Genomic DNA, 21984 nt, shown 5'->3' on the forward strand with positions numbered 1-21984 from the left:
CCCGGTCCGCACCGCCACCGCCACACGCTTCGGCATGCAACGACCCCGATCACGATCCGAGCATCCGACAACGGGGGTGAGCAACCGACGGCCGGTATGTGGAGCGGATGAACTCCGTCGGATAACAGTGTGTGCAATATCACCCGTGGCGAAGTTCGGCGGGTAATACTTCGACTAGGCGAGACCCCTTGGGGGATAGCATGCCCGATCCGCATATCGATATCTCGCTGGCCACAGCCGCCGACTTCGAATCATGGGTGGCGGTACTGCTGGCGGACTGGTGGCCGACACTGACCGGCGATCTGCCACCACCCGCGACCCTCCGGAGAGAGTGGCACACCGCCGACACCACAGGGCAGAACTTCCAGGTAGAACTTCTCGCCGAGCAGCACACCGAGCCGCGAGTGCTGCCGAGCGCACACGCTGCCTTCACCACGCTCGGCATCCGGACCGATGAACGCGAATGGGCGGACAGTTGTGGCACACACCTGCTGGGCAGCACCGCAAATTCCGCTGTCGAGTTGTGGTTCTCCGATACCGAGCACTCCGTTTTCGTGCGGCTGCGCAGCCGCACCTGCCAGGTGGTTCCAGAGGCGGGCCTGCGACTGCTCGCCGGGGCCGAAGCGACTCTGCCGTTCCCGAACACCATGACAGGACCGCTGGATGTGCGCGTGGCCCGCAACAGCGCCCGGCATCTGCTCGCCGAGCACAGTGCACGGCATGCTCCTCCGGACGACCCCATGCAACTGGGCCCCCCGGAGCGGGTTACCGACATCGGCTGGGCCTTCATTTTCCCGTGGTCGACCGTGTCCTGGTATACCGGCGGCGCGGTGCCCATGCTCCCGCCGGGTAGCCGGGGACCGATCGTCGTGGTGAAGGACACCGGGCATGCCTGGTTACTGGACAGCCTCGGTAACTACGACGCACAACTGACCGCCTACGCGCGTGAATACGGCTATCCGACCCCAGTAGGGGGGTCACGCTGATCGGATAGCGCGATTTCTGCGCCCTTTGTCCAGCAGAAGTGTCGGTACCGCACGGTAGAATCGAAGATATGTTCGAGGGGTCGGCTACCCCTGGTCGTCACGGGAGGGATGCCAGTGCGCACACCACACACCGTTCTCATCGATCACCCCTACACCCCCGTGCAGAAGCGTCCGCTGCCGCCGGGCCGTCCCCGGGCGTGGTACATCATGCACAACCGGCAACTGAAGGCGATGCGGTTGGCGATCGCTCTGCTCGACTCGGGCGTCTACGCACCGAGCTACGCGACGAATAAACGGATCAGGCATACCGCCGAGGCAATCGGCGTCCGGCCACCCTCCGACGCCACCTGTGCGCTGGTTCGCACGCTGATGCGCAAGCGGTACTGAGCCTCTCCTTCGGGTGGTACTCGACGCCGCGTACCACCCGAAACCCCGACGGATCAGCGGCTACGGCGGCTCTTCTTGCGCGGCGGCGGCAACAGTCCCTCGGCACGCAGGCGAGCCGCGTGCTCGGCCAATGCCTCGACCAGAGGACCGACCTGGGCCACCTCCGGCTGCACGTCCACCCGGAGACCGAACTCGATGGCCGTTTCCGCGGTCTTGGGACCGATGCAGGCAACGATCGTGCGCGCATGCGGCTTGCCCGCGATACCCACCAGATTGCGCACCGTGGAGGACGAAGTGAACAGGACCGCGTCGAACCCGCCGGTCTTGATCATCTCGCGCGTCTCCGCGGGCGGCGGTGAGGCGCGCACCGTGCGGTAGGCCGTCACATCGTCGATCTCCCAGCCACGGTCGCGCAGCCCCTCGGCCAACGTCTCGGTGGCGATATCCGCGCGGGGTAACAGCACCCGGTTCACCGGGTCGAAAACATCGTCATAAGGCGGGAAGTCGGCCAGCAATCCCTCTGAGGACTGTTCCCCGCTCGGCACCAGCTCGGGGTTGATGCCGAACGAGCGCACCTTGTCCGCGGTGGCCTCACCGACACAAGCGATCTTCACACCGGAGAATGCCCGCGCGTCCAGGCCGAACTCGGCGAACTTCTCCCACACCGCGCGCACCGCGTTGGTCGAAGTGAACACCACCCACTGGTAACGACCATCGACCAGGCCTTTGACCGCGCGCTCCATCTGGGCCGGGCTACGTGGCGGCTCGACCGCGATGGTGGGGACTTCCATCGGAATGGCACCATGCGTGACCAGACGCTCGCTCATCTCGGCAGCCTGGTCCTTGGTGCGCGGCACGAGCACAGTCCAGCCGTACAGCGCACGCGACTCCCACCACGACATCTTCGCCCGGTGCCCGACCACCTTGCCGATGGTGACCACCAGCGGACCGACCAACTCCGATGCCGCGCTGTTCAACGTAGCCAGGGTGGCCTCGATGGTGCGCTGCTGGCGGGTGGTACCGCGCACGGTCACCGCGACCGGAGTCTGTGGCGCCATACCATGCTCGACCAACGCACTCGCGGTCTCGGCCAGATGCCCGGATGTCGCGTGCAGTACGAGCGGACCCGGCGCGGCGGCCAATGCGGCCCAGTCGACCTCACCGCGTACATCGGCCTCGGTGTGTCCGGAGCCGAGCGCGATGCCCGCATAACTGGGTACCGCCGAACCGTTGGGCAGACCGGGCAGCACCTCGAAGACCATATGTGACCGGGTGACGGCATTGACCTCGGCGATCACCGAGTCGGTCGTCAGCGGATCACCCGCGACAACACGGACCACATTGTGCCCGGCACGCGCCTCCGCGATCAGCGTCTTGGCCACCTCGGCTGGTTCACCGAGCGCGGGCCGCACATCGACCGGGCGTTCACCGTCGGGGCCTGGCTCTACTTCGGTACCGATCAGAGCGAGCACGCCTTTGTCGACATCGGGGTCGGTGAACGCCAAGGTCGCCCGCCCGATCGCCGCACGGGCCCGCACCGTGAGCAACGCCGGGTCACCTGGACCCGATCCGACGAAAAGAATCCGGCCTGGGTTCTTCTTCGTAACTCGGCTCATGACGCGTCCTTTCCGGCACGAGCGGGCCCCTGCGTGGTCACGCTGCACTGCCTCCTCCGAGCCTGACCGCTCATGCCTGCACCTCGCTAGCGCCCGGCTCGGGCAGGTCCGAAGGCTTGGCGCCTGTGGTTCGCTCGATGCGCTCGCTCATTGGCTGTTCTCCATTGGACTGGGATTGGTCGAGTCTGTCGCGGGCGAAGTCGTCGCCTCGCTGGGTGAACCATCGTCCGGTTCGATGACGAGTAGCTCGCGTGCGCCCAGGTCGAGTAACTCACGGGCCAGCGAACGACCGAGTTCCGCCGCGTCCGCGGGGGCGCCGATCACCGAAGCACGCAAGACATCGGATCCGTCGATGGCTGCCGCACACGCCCGCAGCGATAGCTCATCCACGACTCGCCCTTCGTCGTCGAGCGACTCGACCACCTCAGCGAGCGCACCGATCGGAGCGGTACAGCCTGCCTCCAGCTCGGCCAGCAGTGACCGCTCGGCCAGTACCGTCGCTCGGGCAACCGGATCGTCCAAGCCGGCCAAGATCTGCACAAGGGCAGCGTCATCGCTACGACATTCCACCGCTAGCGCACCTTGGGCAGGAGCGGGCAGCATCTGCACCGGTTCCAGCGCCTCGGTAACCTCGTCCAACCGCTCGATACGAGCCAAACCGGCCCTGGCCACCACAACGGCGTCCAGTTCTCCCTCGTGGACCTTGCGTATCCGGGTATCCAGGTTGCCGCGCAGCGGGACGACATCCAGACCGAGACCGAGCGCCCGTAACTGCGCCATCCGACGCGGCGCCGAGGTGCCGATCTTGGCGCCTACCGGCAATTCACCGAGCACCGCGCCGTCGCGCGCGACCAAGGCATCCCGCGGATCTTCCCTTGCCGGGATAGCGGCGATGGTGAAGCGTGGGTCCGGCGCAGTCGGCAGATCCTTGTAGGAGTGCACCGCGATATCGATGGCACCAGCGGCCAGCTCATCGCGCAACGCGGTGGTGAACACACCGACGCCGATCTTCTGCACGGGGTCCGCGGACAGATCACCGGCGGATTTGACGATGACCAGCTCGGCCGGGTGCCCCGCCGCGATCAGCGCATCCCGCACCGTACCCGCCTGGGTCAGCGCTAGCAGACTCCCCCTGGTGCCGATTCGCCACGGCGAGCGCGTCCCATCGGTAGCCGCTTCGCCTGCTCGGTACACCATGGTCATGTTGTCTGCCCCTGTTCCTCGCCGCGGTGTCCCACGGTGAAATCGTCGGCCAGCGTGATCTTTTTTCCGTCGGCCGATACGATTTCGGCATGCTCGCCGCTGAGCGCGGTGAGCTCCATCGGTGCGGCCACCGCTTGCGCGGCACCAGGTTTCAATTCGAACAGCTCGCGCAATGCCTCGGCATAACTGTCGCCACCCGGTGTGGACGCCAGCTGTTTGACCCGTACCGTCGGTGCGTGCAGCAGCTTGTCGACCACTCGGCGCACCGTGCGCGCCACCTCGTCACGTTCCGGATCGGCGAGCCCGGGTAGCCGCGAATCCAGGCGGAGCAATTCCGCCTCGACCACCTCGGCCGCCCGCTGTCGCAGCGCGGCGACCGTCGGAGTGACCTCAGCCATCCGCTGGCCGGCAAAGTATTTGGTCAGCTCTTCGGCGATGATCGAACGAGCGGCCACGGTATCGGTGGCCGCGGCGCCCGCCGCGGGATCACGCTGCAGTGTCTCGATATCGACGAGCGCGACACCGGGGAGTCCGGCCACCGTGTGCTCGACATCACGGGGCAGGCCAAGATCGCAGAACACCAGAGGTCTTTCCACCGCGGCGGATTCCTTGTCGCGCTCGCGTTCGGTGAGCGCGCGATAGGTGTCGGCGAGGGTAATGACCGCACCGACAGCACCGGTGCAGGTGACCACCACATCGGCTTCCGCCAATGCCTGGGTGAGCCTGGACAATTCCCTCGCATCCGATGTGACGCCATAGGTGCCCGCGGTCTCGGCGAGCCGGTGTGCCCGCTCGATGGTGCGGTTCACCACGATGATCCGCTCGATCCCGGCGCGCGAAAGATGCGCGACCGCAAGGCCACCCATCGCACCAGCGCCGACCACCGCGGCAGTCCGGCCTGCCAATGGCCCGAGCACCTGCTGTGCCCGATCCAGTGCTACCGACACCACCGAGGCACCCGCGCGATCGATACCGGTTTCGGCATGCACTCGCTTACCGACCCGCAATGCGTGCTGCGCCAGCTCGTGCAAGGTTCGTCCGACCGCCTGCTGTGCATCGGCGGCGGCGTAGGCGCCACGGATCTGGCTGAGCACCTGCTGCTCGCCGATCACCATCGAGTCCAGACCGCTGGCCACCGCGAACAGATGCTCGGTAGCGGCCTCGGAATAACGGACGTAGGCGTGCTTGGTCAGCTCGGCCAATGGCAGCTGGGAGTGCTTGGTCAGCAGATCGCTGATCTCGGCGAGACCACCGTGGAAGGCGTCGACCACCGCGTAGATCTCCACCCGGTTGCAGGTGGAAACGATCATGGCTTCGGACACCCGGCCCGAGGCGAGTAAGCGATCGATCAGCTTCGGCCTATCGGTATCGGTGATGGCTACTTTCTCCAGCACCGATACCGGAGCGCTGCGGTGCGATATGCCGACGAGGAGAACACTCATGGTGTAACCACCGATCCCTTGCTACTTGGCTCCGTTGCCGTATGCGAAGTCGCCGAGTTCTGGAGCGCCGGATGCGGCGCGGGCAGACAGTGGGCGATGTGACCAGGCCCAGCGTGCGCGACCTCCGGCAGTGGCGCCTGCTCCGCATTGCGTACCCGCTCGAACGACAGCATCTGCATTTCGACAGCCAGATCCACCCGACGCACCTCGACCGTCGCCGGCGCGATCAACTCACACGGGGCGAAGCTCAGAATAGATTGCAATCCGGCGGCGACGAGCCGGTCGCATACTTCTTGGGCCGCGGCTTCCGGAACAGCGATGACCGCGATGGTCGGCTTCAACTCGGCGACCGCGGCGGCCAGCTCGGCGACAGCACGCACCACAAGACCGGCGACCGGCATACCGATGACTTCGGGGTGGCTGTCGAACATGCCGACCACGGTGAAACCGCGCCGTCGAAACCCGCCGTAGCCGACCAGCGCCCGGCCCAGATTTCCCGCACCGACCAGCACCACACGATGTCCCTGCGCCAGACCGAGCACACTCTCGATACGAGAGCGCAACTTGGCCACGTCATAACCGACGCCACGAACGCCGTTGGGGCCGAGGAACGACAAGTCCTTGCGTAATTTCGCCGAATTGACACCCGCCGCGACAGCCAGTTCCTCGCTCGATACGATGGCAACATCGTCATCGGCCAATACAGCGAGGACACGAAGATAGGTAGCCAGTCGCGCGACCGTGGCCTGCGGGATTTCCTTCTGCAGAGCCCTGCCGGAGACGCCACTCGGCGCCTCATGCTGCTCTGTCACGTCTTCGGCTCCTCGTCCCGGCCTTTCGGGCAACCGGTTCGTCGCTCGACCCACTGACCCGGGGCGGACCGGTGCCGTAGTGTCGAAGTTTCGGATTTCGGGGCGGACCCGCAGGCCTCGGCGTGCGGGTCGCGTGCCACCACCGTAACTGCTTGTGAAGCCCTGCACAAAGTCGGTGAAATTGGCCTCATTTTCCGCCGCGACCAGCACAGCGACCAACCCGCGCCGAGATAAGCATGCCGCAGCGCCGCTCAGTGCAGCAGATCCGCGCGCAATCGTCGTTCATCGACATCGAAATAGCTGTGCTCACGACCGTCCAACAGGACGACAGGAAGCCGATCGCCGTACTCCGCGCGCAGGCCAGGGTCGGTCGCGGCGGCGACATCGACATCGATGGTCCCCGGTTCGATACCGAATTCCGCGCAGATTACGCGCAGCTGCTCCAGCGCCGTCGCGCATAGGCCGCAGCCCGCCCGAGTAAGCAATATCACCGAATGCGTGGGAGTGGTCATGGCGGATATTACATCGAGGTCCAGACCCTCTCCGCGAGCCGGTACCCCGCACACAGTTGTGTCGCACACCGACTTATGCGGTGACTGCCACCCGATCCGACTAGTGTTGACATGGTTCGTGCGAAGGGCGGAGGTACGGGTGCCGGAACGATCGAAGTTGGTGAGAACCGGATTCATCGCAGGACGCTTCGGTGAGTTTCCGGTGCGATGGAACCTGAGCCAGATGGGCCAGGGGCTGCAGGACCAGCTCGCCCGCATCTCGCGTAGTCCTTTCGGCCCGAGCGAAGAGGAATTACGCGCCAACCTGGCCGGTGAGGCGAGCGCGGATGCCGCGCTGACGCTGCACGACGCGGAACTGGCTGCGGGCGAACCGGATACCACGTACCCGGAAATACCACGAGATCTGACCGCTGCGGCATTCTTCGATGTGGACAACACCATGGTGCAGGGTGCGTCGATCGTGCATTTCGCCCGCGGCCTGGCTGCGCGTAAGTACTTCAAGACCTCCGATCTGCTGGATGTCGCCTGGAAACAAGTGAAGTTCCGGGTCACCGGCAGAGAGAGCAGCACCGATATGGCCAGCGGCAAAGAAAAAGCACTGGCATTCATCGCTGGGCGCTCGACCGCCGAGTTGGCCGCGCTCGGCGAGGAAATCTACGACGAGATCATCGCCGATAAAATCTGGCCGGGCACCCGTGCACTGGCGCAGATGCACCTGGACGCGGGCCAGCAAGTATGGCTGGTGACCGCGACACCAGTAGAGCTGGCCCAGGTGATCGCCAAGCGGCTCGGGTTGACCGGCGCGCTCGGCACCGTCGCCGAGAGCACGGACGGGAAATTCACCGGCCGCTTGGTAGGCGACATCCTGCACGGCCTAGGCAAAGCACACGCGGTGCGCACACTCGCGATTCGCGAAGGCCTGAACCTCAGGCGATGCACCGCGTATTCCGACAGCCACAACGATGTGCCGATGCTTTCGCTGGTCGGTACCGCGGTGGCGATCAATCCGGATTCGGATCTCCGTGAAGTAGCCAAGAATCGCGGCTGGGAGATCCGCGACTTCCGCACCGGACGCAAAGCAGCCAAAATCGGCGTACCTACCGCCCTCGCCCTAGGCGCGGCAGGCGGCGCCGTCGCCGCCGCAGTCACCCGCCACCGCGACAGCGCCTAACCGCCGAAACAGCGCCCAACCAAAACAGGGCCCCAACCGAGACAAAGTCCAACCACAACAACGCTCACCCGAAACAAAACCACCCGATCCCCACCCATCCAGCCCCGCCCAGCGCGAGTCTTACGAGCGCGTTCGCGGCCCGGCTTGCGTCCGAGCGGCCGAAGCGCATGCGCCGCAGGCGCGAGTCTCGGCCGCTCGGACGCAAGCCCTCCAGGGGCCGCGAACCCGCCGCGCCCGCGCGGCCGACAACACAGCTCAACCCATGAAAACGTTGCGGCGCTTGGTGAGCAGTTTGTAGAGCGTCTGCTGGATGGTTTCGCGCACCTGGTCGGTGACCTCGAACATGGTCATCGGGTCATCGGCCGCTTCCGGTTCGTAGGCGTTGGTCTGGATGGGGGCACCGAACTCGATGTACCACTTCGAGGGCAGCGGCAGCGCCCCGAGCGCGCCGAGATGCGGGAACAGCGGCGTCACCGGAAAGTACGGCATCCCGAGTAGTCGGGCCAGCGGCTTGATGTCGGCGAGCTTCGGGTAGATCTCCTCGGAGCCGACGATGGAGCACGGGATGATCGGTACGCCGGTACGTACCGCCGCGGCAACGAAACCGCCGCGGCCGAAACGCTGCAGTTTGTAGCGGTCGGTGTACTTTTTGCCGACGCCTTTGAAGCCTTCGGGGAACACGCCGGTCAGCTCACCGGAGCGCAACAGTCGCTCGGCGTCTTCCGGGCAGGCCAGAGTGTGTCCGGCCCGGCGGGCCAGTACGCCGAGTACCGGCACCTCGAACATCAGGTCGGCGGCGAGCAAGCGCACCAAGCGTTCTTTGGGGTGGCGGTCGTGCACGGCCACTTGCAGCATCAAGCCATCCATCGGCACGGTGCCCGCGTGGTTCGACACGATGAGGGCCCCGCCTGTTTCCGGGATGTTCTCCATCCCGTTGACCTCCACCCGGAACCACAGATCTGACAGCGGGCGCAGTGCGGGCAGGAAAACCGAGGAGAGGAAATGTTCGTCGAAACCGAACTCATCGACTTGGTAATCGCCTGCGAGCCTGCGCCGTGCGAAATCGGCGGTCTTGCTGATCCGTTTGCCCAGCGCACCGCGCACCATTTCCGACAGCGACGGCGGTGGGGATGGCTCCACCGCTGCCCGTCGCTCCAGGAGCGATGTCACCGGTCTCGGGGTGGGCAAGCTCCGCTGGGCGGGCCGATGGCGCGCCTCTAGCTGGGAGTCGTGCAGTTGGATGACCTTTGCTACGTCACTCATTGATGTGCTCCCGTACCGGCCCCGAGCAGGCCGAGCAGTTTGTGTTCTGCGGCGTCGATCCATGCGGGATCGACCACGGGCCGCAACGCTGCGCCCCCGATGAAATCGTCGAACGCCTGCACCGTTGTCCAGCGTGGCTCGAACCCGAGTTCGGCACGCATCCGTGTGGTGTCGAGGCCACAACCGAAGTGGAAATAGTCGAGTTGCTCTGTGGAGAACTGGTGCATCACCGGGCCCATCAGCAGCCGCCCCGCGGTACGGAACAGCGTGAAGGGCAGTGGTAATTCGATCCGGCCCGCCCGCCTGACCGCTTGCGACAGTGTCAGCGCGCCGTCGCCCGCGATGTTGTACGTGCCGCTCGCCGCGGTCTGTGCCGCCGCGGTCAAGGCCGCTACCGCGTCTTCTTCGTGCAGCAGCTGTATCCGGGCGTCCCGGCCGAATACGGTGGGTGCTATCGGCCAACCGAAATATTGCGTTCCGTGTGCGGCCAATCGAGGCCCCACGATCGGAGCGAATCGGAGAATTGACGTGGCGATATCGGGACGCCTCCGGGCGAGCCCTCGAACATAACCCTCGATCTCGATCATATCGTGGGCGAACCCGCCACGCGGCGGCCTGCGTGCGCTCATTTCCTCGCTGAATTTCGCGGGGTCCTTCGCACTGCACCCATATACCGCCGATGAGGAACGCAGCACGACTCGCCGCACCGATGGCGCCTTCTGACACACCGCGAACAGCTGCATCGCACCGAGGACGTTGTGATCCTTCATCACCGTCCGTCCGCCACCGGCAGGTGGACGCGACATCACCGCCGCATGCACCACGGTATCCACGCCACCACCATCGATTACTTTACGAATCAATGGGTTTCGGATATCCGCGCGGACGAACTCGGCACGACCTATGCGCCGCAACGCCTCCCTGCCCGGCGTCATCGTATCTACGGCGAGAATGCGTTCGATCCCGGGATCCTGGGCCAGCCGAGAGACAACTGTGCCGCCGAAGTATCTGCTGGCTCCAGTGACCAGTACGACCCTCGGCACATGCCCTTCCCGACCCTCAGAAACCACGGCACCCGCTTCCCGTTGCCAGCCGCCAGAGCGTTTATTCCCAGCCCCTAGCGTAGCGGTTGTCTACCCGATCACCGGGATTATTAACCAGGATCTAACGATGACTTCAGTCACGTGATTGAGCGGAAGATTTCAAAATTTGAAATTTCACAAAAAAGGGTCCGTCACCAATTGGTGACGGACCCTTTCGGCTACCGCGCAGCGATGATTTACTTGCCGAGTTTGCGACGCTGAACACGCGTGCGGCGAAGCAGCTTACGATGCTTCTTCTTCGACATGCGCTTGCGGCGCTTCTTGATCACAGAACCCATAGGGTGTCCTCGCGTTCTCTCTACTCGGCGCGCACGCTCACCGTGCGCGATTGCCGGACGTCCGTCCACCGAGATCCCCGGCCGGACGGCCGGGGTTGCTCGGCAAGCTTCACGCCCCGTGTCCGCGCCGCCGGATACCACCGGGCAACCAACAGCGATGCCGCCGGCGGGCGAGCACGAACCGAGGAGCTATCGTACCGGCACTCCGCTCTGGTCCCGAAACCGCCTCAACCGGCGTCGAAATAGGACGCTTCCAGATAGTCGTGCACCGCCTTGGCATGCACCCGGAACGATCGACCGACTCGCACAGCGGGCAACTCACCCGAATGCACGAGGCGATATACCGTCATCTTGGATACCCGCATCAGAGTCGCCACTTCCGCGACGGTGAGGAACTGGGTACCACCACCGAGCACAGGTTGCCCCTGCGACACCGCCTCCCGCTGTACCCGGGGATTCCCCGGGTCACCCGCGGGTCCGGAGCCGCCGGAATCTGCAGACATCTTGTTCGAAGACATCGAAGACATCATTGCACCATCGACCTCCGGCACGTCCGCGCCGCCGGCTTCCCCACCGGCGGAACAGACACGCACGTGCTCCTTGCAGCTTAGCGGGACCAGTGGTGTTACTGCGACGAGAGTGAGAAATCAGCGTTTCCCAGCGGAAACGGACCGATCACTCGGCTGAATTGCCCTGCTCGACCGACCTCTGTTTAGCCGCGTGCAGTGCTTCCAAGAACAACGAGCGCAATCCACCGCGCTCCAGTTCGCGCAGCGCGGCCGCGGTAGTACCCGCAGGCGAGGTGACCGCGGCGCGCAGATCCGCCGCGGACTGGCCGGAACTATCCAGTAACGCCGCCGAGCCGATCATGGTCTGCACCACGAGTTCGGTGGCGACATCCCTCGGTAGCCCGAGCCCGACACCCGCATCCGCCATGGCCTCGGCGACCAGGAAGAAATACGCGGGCCCCGACCCGGATACCGCGGTGACCGCGTCCATCTGGGTCTCCACGACGGCCGTTACCTTGCCCACCGCACCGAGCACCTCGGTCACCAATTCCAGATGTTGCTCCCGCGCGTAACGACCTGGTGCGATCACGTTCATGCCCTGGCCTACCAGCATCGGCGTATTCGACATCCCCCGTACCACGGGGAAGCCTGCGGGCAGTTTGCTCTCCAGCCGGGAGGTGGACACCCCGGCAGCCAGAGAGACCAGCACTTGATCGCGATCACTGCTCAACTCGGCTTTGCCGAGCGCAGTGAGCACACCGTCCACATCACCCGGCTTCACCGCGATCACCAGCAAATCCGCGCCGACAACCGCATCGGCCACATCATCGGTAACCCGGATACCGAAACGATCGACGATCAGATCTGCCCGCTCCCGGTGCGTCTCCACAATGACCAAATCCTTGGTCATCCACCCGGACTCCAGCAGCCCGGCGATCAACGCCTCCCCGATACGACCGCCACCGATCACCGCAATTCTCGTCATGGGCCTCAAGGCTAGACGGCGCGCGGCTCACCTACCGCGCTGGGGAACCTGGGGAACCAAGCCCAGCTGACGGCTCTGTGCGACAATGGCCCCGCTGGAATCGAGCACCAGCTGGTCCTCGTCGAACATGCGGTCACCGACCTCATTCGCGGTAGCGATGATCCGCAGCCAGCCCGGTGCGGGCCTGCGCCGCAAATAGGTGGTCATCTGCACCGTGGGCGCCCAACCCAAGCGACCGAGATTGAACGGTACCGGCGGACTCATATCGGCACACATCATCGCGAAGAACATGGCGACGTCGGAATCCTGCTCGTCACCGGGTCGCGGACGCATCCACATCCGCAGACGCGGCTGCCCCTGCTCACCTTCGGCGAAGCGAGCCCACGCACGGTCGAGATAGACCTCAGCGCCGCGACCCACGTGCACCGCCTCGCCCATCGGTGAACCCGGCTCATAACCGATCGCATCGGCAGGCGGCTGCACCGGCATATCAGGGCCTTCCGCCACATACATCGGATCGGTGTCGTCCAGCCGACCGAAAGTGAACGCCGTGCGCACCAACACACGCCCGTCCTGAATGAGTTCGGTATCGGCAAGACAGATCTGGCGACCTACCTTACGGATGTGCACCTCATACACCACCGCACCGGGGTTGGGCGCACCGAGGAAATCGGAACTCGCGGCAAGTGGGGCCATTTCGGCCAGAGCCGGATCGCGGGACCGCAACCACTTGGTCGCCGCTGCCGCACTCGCCGCGACCATAGTGCCGCCGTGCACCTTCGTTCCGACGGTCCAGATCTCGTCGATAACACCCGCGTAACGGCCGATGTCCTGGTTTGCCGCCTGCAGCTCGGTCAACGCACATACTCGGCTGAACGGCGCATCGATGGTTAGCGCAGGGCCTAAGTCGGCTGCCAGCTCCGTCGTCATCCTCACTCCTGTCCTCCATGGACCGCGCCGATGGGGTTGCGGGGTCTCGCACAGCTCCGGTCACAGATCGGCGACCAGAATTCGTACAACGTACAACAGCGAGAATCGGAGAATCAGTTCTCCCTATCCGGGATGGGATGAGAGTCACATCGGCGGATCGGCCGGGACTCGACCCTGGTCGGGAGGTGCCGACGCTGGGGCAGGGGAAGTATCCAAGTGCCTGCGCGCGAAGATCAGCGTCTGGTGCAGCATGGCCGCCCGCTCTCCGACGGTACGCGCGTTCTGGGTGTTGATCTCTGCCACCGCCTGGCCGGAGAAGCCCGTGCGGACCAGATGCGCACACACCTGCGCACAGGGCTGAGTGCCCGTACCGGGAACGAGGTGCTCGTCATGGGCGGCACCGCGACCGTCGGCCAAGTGCAGATGCGCCAGACCCGAACCCATACGGGCCGCCATAGCCAGCGGATCGGCACCCGCGGTAGCCGTATGCGACAGATCGAGAGTGTAGTGCCGGAAACCGGTGTCGGTCGGATCGTAGGACGGGCTGAACGCCGTGAGCGCGGGGCCGGGGCCACCGCGCCGTTCCAGTCTTCGCACCGCTCCGCCCCCTCGGCCGAACAGTGTGTCCGCGCGCATCGGGAACATATTCTCCACCGCGACGATCACCGGGCTGGTCTCTTCCAGTTCGGCGACCTGCGCGACGAACCCCGCCGCATAGCGACGCTGCCAGCGGAACGGTGGATGCACCACTACGGTGTGCGCACCGAGCGCCTCCGCGGTGCGCACACTGCGCGCGAGCTTGGCAACCGGGTCCGCGCCCCACACCCGCTGCGAGATGAGCAGACACGGCGCGTGTACCGCGAGCACCGGAACACCGTACTTACGGGAATAAGCCTGTACTGCGTCGATGCTCTGGCTGGCCGGTTCGGCCCACACCATCAGTTCGACACCGTCATAGCCGAGCTCGGCCGCATAGTAGAACGCGGCCTCGGCATTCTGTGGATACACCGACGCGGTGGACAGGCCGACCTGGATGGGCTTGCGTTTGATCGCCCCACCCAGGGCACTCGATGCGACAGTTCCCTGCCGCGCCCCTGGACCGGGTGCGTACTGTTGCCCGGTCTCGCTCGCCTGCCTGATATTCCCCACAACCGCTCCCTGCTCAGCTCGTACTGAGAAGAAAGGCTAGCGGCCCCAACGTGACAAAGGTGCCCACGACGACGGCGATCACAATGCTGAGGATGTCGTCGGTCCTACGCAGAATTCGAACGAGAGCCACCAAACCGAGAATTACGATCGTCGCCAAGGCCAGCGCTCCCAAGGGAAGCACCTCCCACATACGCTCGAACCCCTTGAACAGCAACATCCCAGCGATGGCCGCACCGACACTCTGACCACCCAGGATCAACCACTGACGCCGGTTGGCATCGTCGGCCGACTTCTTCGTCGCACGCGACCGGCGCGACGATACCGCACGGGCAGGCCCAGGCCGCTGCTCGTCATCCGCTTCGATCGGCTCGTGCACATCGGTGGCACCGTCGGCTTCCGTGATATCGGCAGGGGAAGATCTGCCATCGCGCTCACCACCACTCCCCCCGGCACGCTCAGCCCGCTCGACACCGTCGCGCAACAAGTCGCCCGCAACCGTCTGACCGGAGACCAGTTGCTGATCCTGGCTGGCCAGGGATAACGCGGCGGTCGGAATACCGCCGGATACCTGTGCCATATCACGTGACGGTTCCCAGTTCTGGTTTCGTCGAGCGGACCAGGCAGGAAGACCGTCCCCACCTGTACCGTTGCGCCGAGACGATCTCCCGGGCGCCCGCTGCTCGATATCGGTGGCAACGCCGGATTCCCGGCCGAGCGGTGTTTCCGGATCAGGAGCATCGTCATCGCCGGTAGCCGGTGTCCACGCCGCAGTGGACGGGCCGGATTCCTCAGCCGCCGCCTCAGCGGCTCTGCGCCTGGCCGCACGACCACCCCGAATACCGATGTACTCGGAAAGCCGGAGCGGAGGCTCGCGCTCCGGCCCACCTGCACCGGGATCAGCGCGTCCCTCGTCACTGTCAGTGCCCGAGCCGACAGTAGCGGGGCCGGATATCCCCCCCTGGCCGAGCGGCTCGATCTCGTGCAGGCGGCGTGCCTCTGCGGCTTCCTGGTCCACGACTTCCGCGTCCACGACAGCGGGCTCGGCTCGCCTGCGTCTACCGCCGGAAGGCGGTGGCAGCTCGGCACCACCGTAGGACGACGGCTCCGGCGTGATGGAAACCGGTTCAGGAGCAGACGGATCGGGCGCGGGCGCCGGATACGCGGGCTCTTCCGCCTCGGAATCCGGCGCGGCATGCGCGGAATGACCGTTCTCCCGGACGATCGGCAGATCGCCGGTCAATTCGGCGACGGAGATACCCCGTCCATTGCGGCGGCGCCTGCCCCCGCTGGTCGCCGCGCCCCCCTGCCTGCCGTTACGCGCCAGCAGCTCCGCCACCGATAGTTGTTTGGAATCCTCGCTCATGACGACACCGTCCCGATCGAGCCCGACAATCGTGTGCTACCGCCTGCCTGTGTGCCCTCTCCGGCCTCGGGCTCCGCTGAGCAGGTCGCTTCGGGTCCACCATTCATCTCGGTATCCAGTTTGCGCAGAATGAGCCCCTCGCGCAGCGCCCACGGACAGATCTCCAAGGTATCCAGCGACAGCGCCCGCATACTCGCCTCCGCGACCAGTGCACCGGCCACCAATTGCTGTGACCGATCGGAACTTACGCCTTCCAATTCTGCACGGTCGGCCGCCGTCATCCGTGAGATGAACGCAATCAGTTGGCGCAGACTGGAACTGGTGAGTGTGCGACGTACCCGCAGCCCCGCCCCCGAAGGCGCGGCGCCGGTCAACCGCGCGAGTGAACGAAATGTCTTCGAGGTACCGACAGCCAGATCAGGCCTGCCCGGCTCGATCAACTTTTTCGCCGGAACCACCAGCTCGGCGTCGAGCCAATCGCGCAGCACGGCCACCCGGCGCTTACCAGGCGGGTCCTCACGCAACCACTCCCGCGTCAGCCGACCGGCGCCGAGTTGCAGCGAAAGCGCTACGTCGGGTTCTTCGTCACCGCCATTGCTCATTTCCAGCGATCCGCCACCGATATCCAGATCGAGAATGCGGCCCGCACTCCAACCGAACCATCGGCGCACCGCGAGGAACGTCAGCCGCGCCTCGTCGACGCCGGAAAGCACCTGCAAGTCGACACCGGTCGACTTGCGCACCTCGGCGAGGACCGCATCGGAATTGGTCGCCTCACGCAGCGCCGAGGTGGCGAACGGCATCAGCTCGACACAACGGGAGGTCTCGGCGATGCTGGCGAATTCGGCGACGGTGTCGATCAGCCGCCGCGCGCCCGCCTCGGTGATACGACCGGCTTCGTCGATGTTCTCCGAAAGCCGGAGCGTGGCCTTCGTGGAACTCATAGGCAAGGGGTGACCACCGCGATGCGCATCCACCACCAGCAGATGGACCGTATTGCTTCCGACATCCAGTACCCCAAGCCGCACATCAATACGGTACTGGGTGCCGTGGCACTTCAGCCCAGGCGACCGAACTGTTAGCGTCCTCAACTGTGACGGTAGGCGCATCCGCGAACGGCCCGGCCAGGCCCATACCAGCGGGAAAGCTTGTTCCAGCCCCCGAGGTCGATCCCGACTTTCCTCGCGAATGGATCGAATTTCTCGATCCCGCAAACGATGAGCATCTCATCGTCGCCGATCTGACCTGGCTTTTATCGAGATGGACGTGTGTATTCGGCACACCGGCCTGTCAAGGCATCCTGTCCGACCGCCCGGCGGACGGTTGCTGCTCACACGGTGCGTTCCTCTCCGATGACGATGATCGCAAGCGACTACAACGTGCTGTGAAAATGCTCACACCCAAGGATTGGCAGCTCATGGACGAGGCCACCGATGCGGAGGGCAAAATCACCAAAAAGGGCTATCTGGAATCCGATGAGCTGGACGACGAACCCGCGCTTCGCACCCGCCGTGTAGACGGTGCCTGCATCTTCCTCAACCGTCCCGGCTTCGCGGGCGGTGTCGGCTGCGCATTGCACACCATGGCGCTGCGCCGTGGTATCGAACCGCTGGAGGTGAAGCCGGATGTGTGCTGGCAACTACCGATCCGGCGTACCCAGGAATGGGTGGACCGGCCCGACGGCGTGGAGATCCTGCGCACCGTGATCACCGAATACGACCGTCGCGGTTGGGGTCCCGGCGGAGCCGACCTGGACTGGTACTGCTCCGGCTCCCCCGATGCGCACGTCGGCAGCAAGCCGGTCTGGCAGACCTACGCGCCGGAACTGACCGAACTACTCGGCGCACCCGCCTATGCCGAGCTGGCCAGGCACTGCGAACGCCGTGCTGGGCTCGGCCTCATCGCCATCCACCCCGCCACTGTGCATGCCGAGCGGATGCGTACCCCCACCGACCCGCCCACCTGATGGTTCACCCACCGACAGGCGGCGGTCATGCCTCCAGTTTGTAGCCGAGACCGCGAACGGTAACCAGATGCTCCGGTTTGGCCGGATCCGCCTCTATCTTCGAGCGCAGCCGCTTGACGTGCACATCCAAGGTTTTGGTATCACCGACATAGTCGGCACCCCACACCCGATCGATCAACTGACCGCGGGTGAGTACCCGCCCGGAATTGCGCAACAGGTATTCGAGCAGATCGAATTCTTTGAGCGGCAGGGTCACCGACTTGCCGTTCACCATGACGGTATGCCGATCGACGTCCATCCGGACCGGACCGGCTTCCAGCACCCCATTTTCGCCGGCGCCGTCCAATTCGTCGCCGGCACCGCGGCGCAGTACCGCGCGGATACGCGCGATGAGCTCCCGCGCGGAATACGGTTTGGTGACATAGTCGTCAGCACCGAGTTCCAGGCCGACCACCTTGTCGATCTCACTGTCACGCGCGGTGACCATGATCACCGGAACGCCACTGCGGGTGCGTAGTTGCTTACACACATCGGTACCGCTCATACCGGGCAGCATGAGGTCGAGCAAGACGATATCCGCACCGGACCTGTCGAACTCGGCGAGCGCCGATGGCCCGTCACCGACCACCGTGACCTCGAAACCCTCTTTACGCAGCAGGAACGCAAGCGGATCGGCCAACGACTCCTCATCCTCGACGATCAGAACACTGGTCATCTGCGTGCCTCCACACCATTCGGTCGGCCCGGGCCAAGGGGGCGCGGGCTGGTTTCTTTCGTGCGCACCACAGCACCGCTGTCCTCAGCGCTTGCTTCGTGGTGCGCGGGTATGCGCAATGTGAATGTCGATCCGGTACCGAGCTTGCTCCACAGGGTGATTTCCCCGTTGTGATTGGCGGCGACGTGCTTGACGATAGCCAGGCCGAGCCCGGTGCCTCCGGTAGCCCGCGAGCGCGCCTTATCGGAGCGGAAGAACCGCTCGAATACCCGCTCCTGATCTTCCTTGGCGATGCCGATACCACGATCGGTGACCGCCATCGCGACCTGCTCGCCGCGCAGCGATCGGCTCACCGACACATGCGAGCCGCGTGGTGAGTAGGCGATCGCGTTCTCAACCAGATTGGATAACGCGGTGATCAGCAGGGTTTCGTCACCGAGCACCTCAAGCCCGCTCGGGCGGTCGGTGCTGACCGTGATACCCACGGCTTCGGCAGCGGTACGCGACCGGTCGACCGCCTGTGCCACCACAGTGTCCACGTCCACCACTTCGAGCTCGGGCAGCTTCTCCGCACCCTGTAGGCGCGAGAGCGCGATGAGTTCGGTCACCATCTTCCCGAGCCGACGTGATTCGCCGAGCACCCGCTGTCCGAAATGACGCACGGCCTCCGGGTCCTCCGCCGATTCCAGCAACGCCTCGGCCAGCAGGCTCATCGCACCGACCGGTGTTTTGAGCTCATGGCTGACATTGGCGACGAAATCCCGCCGGGTGGCCTCCATCCGAGCCTGCTCGGAATCGTCGTCGGCGAACAGCACGGTGAAGGTGGTTTCTTCACGCGACAACTGCCTGGCGATACCCCGCACGGCGATACGGCCGCGGCCTGGCACCGGGTTCTTGGCAGTGAGATCGAATTCGGCGGACTCACCGGTAGCCCTGGCTTTCTCCACCGCCGCCCAGGCACGCTCGTCGAGCAGGCGTTCGCGGACCAGACCGAGCTCTTCCGCACGAGGATTGGCCAGCACTACATCGCGATACTCGTCGACGACCGCGATCCCGCTTTCCGAAGCGAGCACGATCAGATCGAGCACCTGCGAGGTGGTGAGGCCCGACTCGGCCTGCCGCCGTGCGGCCTGCCTGGCATTCATATACGGGATCAGCAATCCGCCTACCGCCAAGCCGACAACAGCCGCGAGGACTGCGAACAGCACGGCCTGCGGAACACTCACACTTGAATCGTACGGTCGCCGACCGACCGACCGACTCCGGGTGCATAAAGTTCCGCGCAGGTCACAACGCCTTCCGACCCCGTTGGCCACATGTTCACGCAATGTTCGATATCGCCGTGCCGCATCGGAGGTGCCGGTGTGCCATCCACTGTATTCGCTATCCCGCTATAAGCATCCCGCTATAGCACAGCATGCCTGGCAACCGACCAGGCACGGCGTGTGCCCGTACCACCTCCGCCACCGAGACAGCGGAAAGTACGCGGCACACGCCTGGACCACGCCTTTGGGCTACCAGCCCGGATTTCCGCGCACCGGGATATTGACGAAACTCGGCCGGTTCGGATCCAGCTGCAGGTGCTGGGGCCGCAGGCCGGTGTCGACGAGCATCGGAAGGATCGGCAACCCCTTGGGGAAATTGCCCGCGTATACATCCACGCGCAGCCGATGGCCCGGCTTCAGGATCGCCTCCGTGGCAGGCAGCGCGATATCCAGTGTGGTCGCCTCTCCAGGGACCGTCAGCTGTCGCCGGTCCAGCGAGGTGAACGGACGCGGATCGGTGTAGTCGCCATTGGCCGACTTACTGCTCTTGGTGTCATCGATCTCACGCAGCGAGGCCATGAGCTGCCCGGACGACAGCACCGTCGACTGTCCGTCCGGCGCGACATCGTTCACGGTGACCGACCAGTACCCGTCGACGGCATCCTGAACGGTGTTCAGCCGCACCGCGATCTGACCCGAGATCGTGGTCGGCTCGGCCACCGGAGCGCTGGTGAAGGTCAGGCCGTTCAGTTCCTGGATCCTCGAGTCCTTGGCGCAGCCATCGATCACCGACAGCACACCGCCGCTGCCCTGCGCGGCGTCATTGGAACACAGACCGCTCACCCCCGGTGCGACGGTCAGGCGCGCGAGCTCACCAGGGGCCTGCGGGCTGAGTGTGCCGTCGTAGACGCTGTGCGCCGCGGTACCACTCGGCGCCGCCGACAGGTACATCCTGCGATGCTCCGCCTGTCCCGGCCCTGTTTCGCCTCCAGGGGCAGCGAAGGAATCGGTGGTGATCCAGCCACCGCCCTGCTGGCGCAATGTGATCGGACCATACTGCTCGATACCGTTATCGATGTCCTTGAGCCACTTGTCGAACCACGCTCGCTGCAGGATGTCCAACCGCGGCGGCAATCCCGGTTTGCCGTACTCATTACCCGAGTTGAGGTGATAGGTATTGCCCATAAGCAACTGCTTCTGCCCCGCGGGCAACGGAATCTCGTTGTAGATCTTCGATTGCGAATAGGCGAACAGATCGTGCCATCCGCCGGTGATGAAGGTCGGTACCTGGATCAGGCTCGGATCCCCGAGCCAGTCCTTACGTGACTGGGAACTGTCGGTGAGCAACTGCTTGGCTTGCGGATGGAGATCCTCCATCCGCACGGTGGACAAGACATTGAGCAGAACGTCCATATAGGTCCATGGGTCTCGCGCGCGATCGGCCAGCAGCGTGGTGTCGAGCTGCCCGTTCAGGATCGAGGCCAGATCGGGAATGTGCTTGAGCCCGTTGACCGCGGTGAGCCACACCGGAATGAAGGTGAGGCCGAAGCCACCGCCGGGTACCAGCACATCGTTGACCAGATCGTCACCCGGCACGATCGGGAAGATCGCTTCCAGCGCGGGCGGACGCTTCTGAGCCGCCTGCACCTGGTTGATCCCGGAGTAAGAGATTCCGCTCATGCCGACGCGCCCGTTGGACCATGGCTGCCGTGCCGCCCACTCGATCACCTCGACGGTGTCCTGCTGCTCGCGCCCGCGCAACATATCCCAGGTGCCCTGCGAGAACCCGGTACCGCGCACATCGACGACCATCTGGGTGTAACCGCTCTTGATCAACTGGCGGTCGACGGAGAAACTGCGCAACTCGCCACCGCCGAACGCCTTGGTCAGGTCGGTGACACCGGACAGCGGGGTACCGCTCAAATCGTTCTGCCGGAACGCCTCGAGCAGCGCGTCGGACAGGCCGGGAACGGCCTGCGCGTGATCGGACAGATTCGACACCAGCTTGGTATAGGGCGTGAGATTGACGATCGTCGGTGTCGGAGTGGCTATCGGCAGGCCGGAGACATCCGCGGGCCGATAGATATTGCCCTTCAAGACGGTGCCGTCACTCATCGTGATGGGGACGTCCCACTGGATGTGGATGTTCGGATACTCCTGCGGGGCGTCGTGTGTCGCCGCCCACGCCGCGCCTGCGGCACCACCATCAGGGCCGGTCGGCAGCGGTGCGGCCACGGCACCACCGGTGAAAAAGGGGGCAAGCACCGTGATGGCCACCACCGCCACCACGAACCGCAACGCGTGCTTCATCGGACGTGATCCACCTCTC

Annotated in this window: 21 protein-coding genes; 4 read left to right on the forward strand and 17 right to left on the reverse strand. The window is 64.9% G+C overall.

Going from position 1 to position 21984, the window contains the following annotated elements; translation table 11 throughout:
• Positions 1–200: 200 nt before the first annotated feature.
• Complete coding sequence (locus tag ACL02S_RS22465) at positions 201–986, forward strand: hypothetical protein (protein ID WP_412804466.1); 786 nt, start codon at positions 201–203, stop codon at positions 984–986.
• Positions 987–1100: 114 nt separating this feature from the next.
• Positions 1101–1373 carry a hypothetical protein gene (locus ACL02S_RS22470; RefSeq protein WP_412804467.1) on the forward strand — a complete coding sequence of 91 codons (273 nt, stop codon included), beginning with the start codon at positions 1101–1103 and terminating at the stop codon, positions 1371–1373.
• 53 nt (positions 1374–1426) lie between these two features.
• Here ACL02S_RS22470 and ACL02S_RS22475 read toward each other — a convergent pair whose 3' ends face one another.
• From ACL02S_RS22475 to ACL02S_RS22495, 5 genes are all read right to left on the reverse strand, one after another.
• A complete protein-coding gene (locus ACL02S_RS22475) occupies positions 1427–2989 on the reverse strand; it encodes a bifunctional uroporphyrinogen-III C-methyltransferase/uroporphyrinogen-III synthase (protein WP_412804468.1) in 1563 nt (520 codons plus the stop codon).
• 147 nt (positions 2990–3136) lie between these two features.
• Positions 3137–4192, reverse strand: coding sequence for a hydroxymethylbilane synthase (gene hemC / locus ACL02S_RS22480; RefSeq protein WP_412804469.1), 1056 nt, complete (start codon positions 4190–4192; stop codon positions 3137–3139).
• Entirely contained in the window at positions 4189–5634 is a 1446-nt protein-coding gene (locus tag ACL02S_RS22485; RefSeq protein ID WP_412804470.1) for a glutamyl-tRNA reductase, read from the reverse strand. Before ACL02S_RS22485 ends, hemC begins: the two co-directional genes overlap by 4 nt.
• Positions 5631–6446, reverse strand: coding sequence for a redox-sensing transcriptional repressor Rex (locus ACL02S_RS22490; protein WP_412804471.1), 816 nt, complete (start codon positions 6444–6446; stop codon positions 5631–5633). Before ACL02S_RS22490 ends, ACL02S_RS22485 begins: the two co-directional genes overlap by 4 nt.
• Positions 6447–6697: 251 nt before the next feature.
• The gene (locus ACL02S_RS22495; RefSeq protein WP_412804472.1) at positions 6698–6958 is read right to left on the reverse strand and encodes a glutaredoxin family protein; all 261 of its coding nucleotides are present in this window, start codon (positions 6956–6958) and stop codon (positions 6698–6700) included.
• 223 nt (positions 6959–7181) lie between these two features.
• On the opposite strand from ACL02S_RS22495, the gene ACL02S_RS22500 reads away from it, so the two are divergent.
• Positions 7182–8129, forward strand: a complete 948-nt coding sequence (locus tag ACL02S_RS22500; protein ID WP_412804505.1) for an HAD family hydrolase — start codon at positions 7182–7184, stop codon at positions 8127–8129.
• Between the two features lie 255 nt (positions 8130–8384).
• On the opposite strand, the gene ACL02S_RS22505 is transcribed toward ACL02S_RS22500, so the two are convergent.
• The 9 genes from ACL02S_RS22505 to ACL02S_RS22545 form a co-directional block, all read right to left on the reverse strand.
• A complete protein-coding gene (locus tag ACL02S_RS22505) occupies positions 8385–9392 on the reverse strand; it encodes a lysophospholipid acyltransferase family protein (protein WP_412804473.1) in 1008 nt (335 codons plus the stop codon).
• Positions 9389–10462, reverse strand: a complete 1074-nt coding sequence (locus tag ACL02S_RS22510; RefSeq protein ID WP_412804474.1) for an NAD-dependent epimerase/dehydratase family protein — start codon at positions 10460–10462, stop codon at positions 9389–9391. Before ACL02S_RS22510 ends, ACL02S_RS22505 begins: the two co-directional genes overlap by 4 nt.
• A 209-nt stretch (positions 10463–10671) precedes the next feature.
• Positions 10672–10773 carry a 30S ribosomal protein bS22 gene (locus ACL02S_RS22515; protein WP_003402602.1) on the reverse strand — a complete coding sequence of 34 codons (102 nt, stop codon included), beginning with the start codon at positions 10771–10773 and terminating at the stop codon, positions 10672–10674.
• A 227-nt stretch (positions 10774–11000) separates the two neighbouring features.
• Positions 11001–11300 (reverse strand): helix-turn-helix domain-containing protein, encoded by a 300-nt coding sequence (locus ACL02S_RS22520; RefSeq protein WP_412804475.1) that lies wholly within the window; start codon positions 11298–11300, stop codon positions 11001–11003.
• A gap of 148 nt (positions 11301–11448) precedes the next feature.
• Entirely contained in the window at positions 11449–12267 is an 819-nt protein-coding gene (gene proC / locus ACL02S_RS22525) for a pyrroline-5-carboxylate reductase (protein ID WP_412804476.1), read from the reverse strand.
• A 27-nt stretch (positions 12268–12294) separates the two neighbouring features.
• Positions 12295–13197 (reverse strand): thioesterase family protein, encoded by a 903-nt coding sequence (locus tag ACL02S_RS22530; protein WP_412804477.1) that lies wholly within the window; start codon positions 13195–13197, stop codon positions 12295–12297.
• Positions 13198–13341: 144 nt separating this feature from the next.
• Positions 13342–14259, reverse strand: a complete 918-nt coding sequence (locus ACL02S_RS22535; protein WP_412804506.1) for a sugar phosphate isomerase/epimerase family protein — start codon at positions 14257–14259, stop codon at positions 13342–13344.
• A 100-nt stretch (positions 14260–14359) separates the two neighbouring features.
• Positions 14360–15709, reverse strand: a complete 1350-nt coding sequence (locus tag ACL02S_RS22540) for an Rv0497 family membrane protein (RefSeq protein ID WP_412804478.1) — start codon at positions 15707–15709, stop codon at positions 14360–14362.
• Positions 15706–16737, reverse strand: coding sequence for a Ppx/GppA family phosphatase (locus tag ACL02S_RS22545; RefSeq protein WP_412804479.1), 1032 nt, complete (start codon positions 16735–16737; stop codon positions 15706–15708). The genes ACL02S_RS22540 and ACL02S_RS22545 overlap by 4 nt, the downstream gene beginning before the upstream one ends.
• Positions 16738–16802: 65 nt before the next feature.
• Between ACL02S_RS22545 and ACL02S_RS22550 the strand changes: the two genes are divergently transcribed.
• Entirely contained in the window at positions 16803–17675 is an 873-nt protein-coding gene (locus tag ACL02S_RS22550) for a DUF3109 family protein (RefSeq protein WP_412804480.1), read from the forward strand.
• Between the two features lie 25 nt (positions 17676–17700).
• Here ACL02S_RS22550 and ACL02S_RS22555 read toward each other — a convergent pair whose 3' ends face one another.
• The 3 genes from ACL02S_RS22555 to ACL02S_RS22565 form a co-directional block, all read right to left on the reverse strand.
• Positions 17701–18390: a response regulator gene (locus ACL02S_RS22555; RefSeq protein WP_412804481.1), complete on the reverse strand. Its 690-nt coding sequence runs from the start codon at positions 18388–18390 to the stop codon at positions 17701–17703.
• Positions 18387–19616: a sensor histidine kinase gene (locus ACL02S_RS22560; RefSeq protein ID WP_412804482.1), complete on the reverse strand. Its 1230-nt coding sequence runs from the start codon at positions 19614–19616 to the stop codon at positions 18387–18389. Before ACL02S_RS22560 ends, ACL02S_RS22555 begins: the two co-directional genes overlap by 4 nt.
• A gap of 288 nt (positions 19617–19904) precedes the next feature.
• Positions 19905–21965: a CocE/NonD family hydrolase gene (locus ACL02S_RS22565; protein WP_412804483.1), complete on the reverse strand. Its 2061-nt coding sequence runs from the start codon at positions 21963–21965 to the stop codon at positions 19905–19907.
• Positions 21966–21984 lie beyond the last annotated feature (19 nt).

The organism is Nocardia spongicola (assembly GCF_047200775.1).
In the GTDB taxonomy this organism is placed as follows: Bacteria; Actinomycetota; Actinomycetes; order Mycobacteriales; family Mycobacteriaceae; genus Nocardia.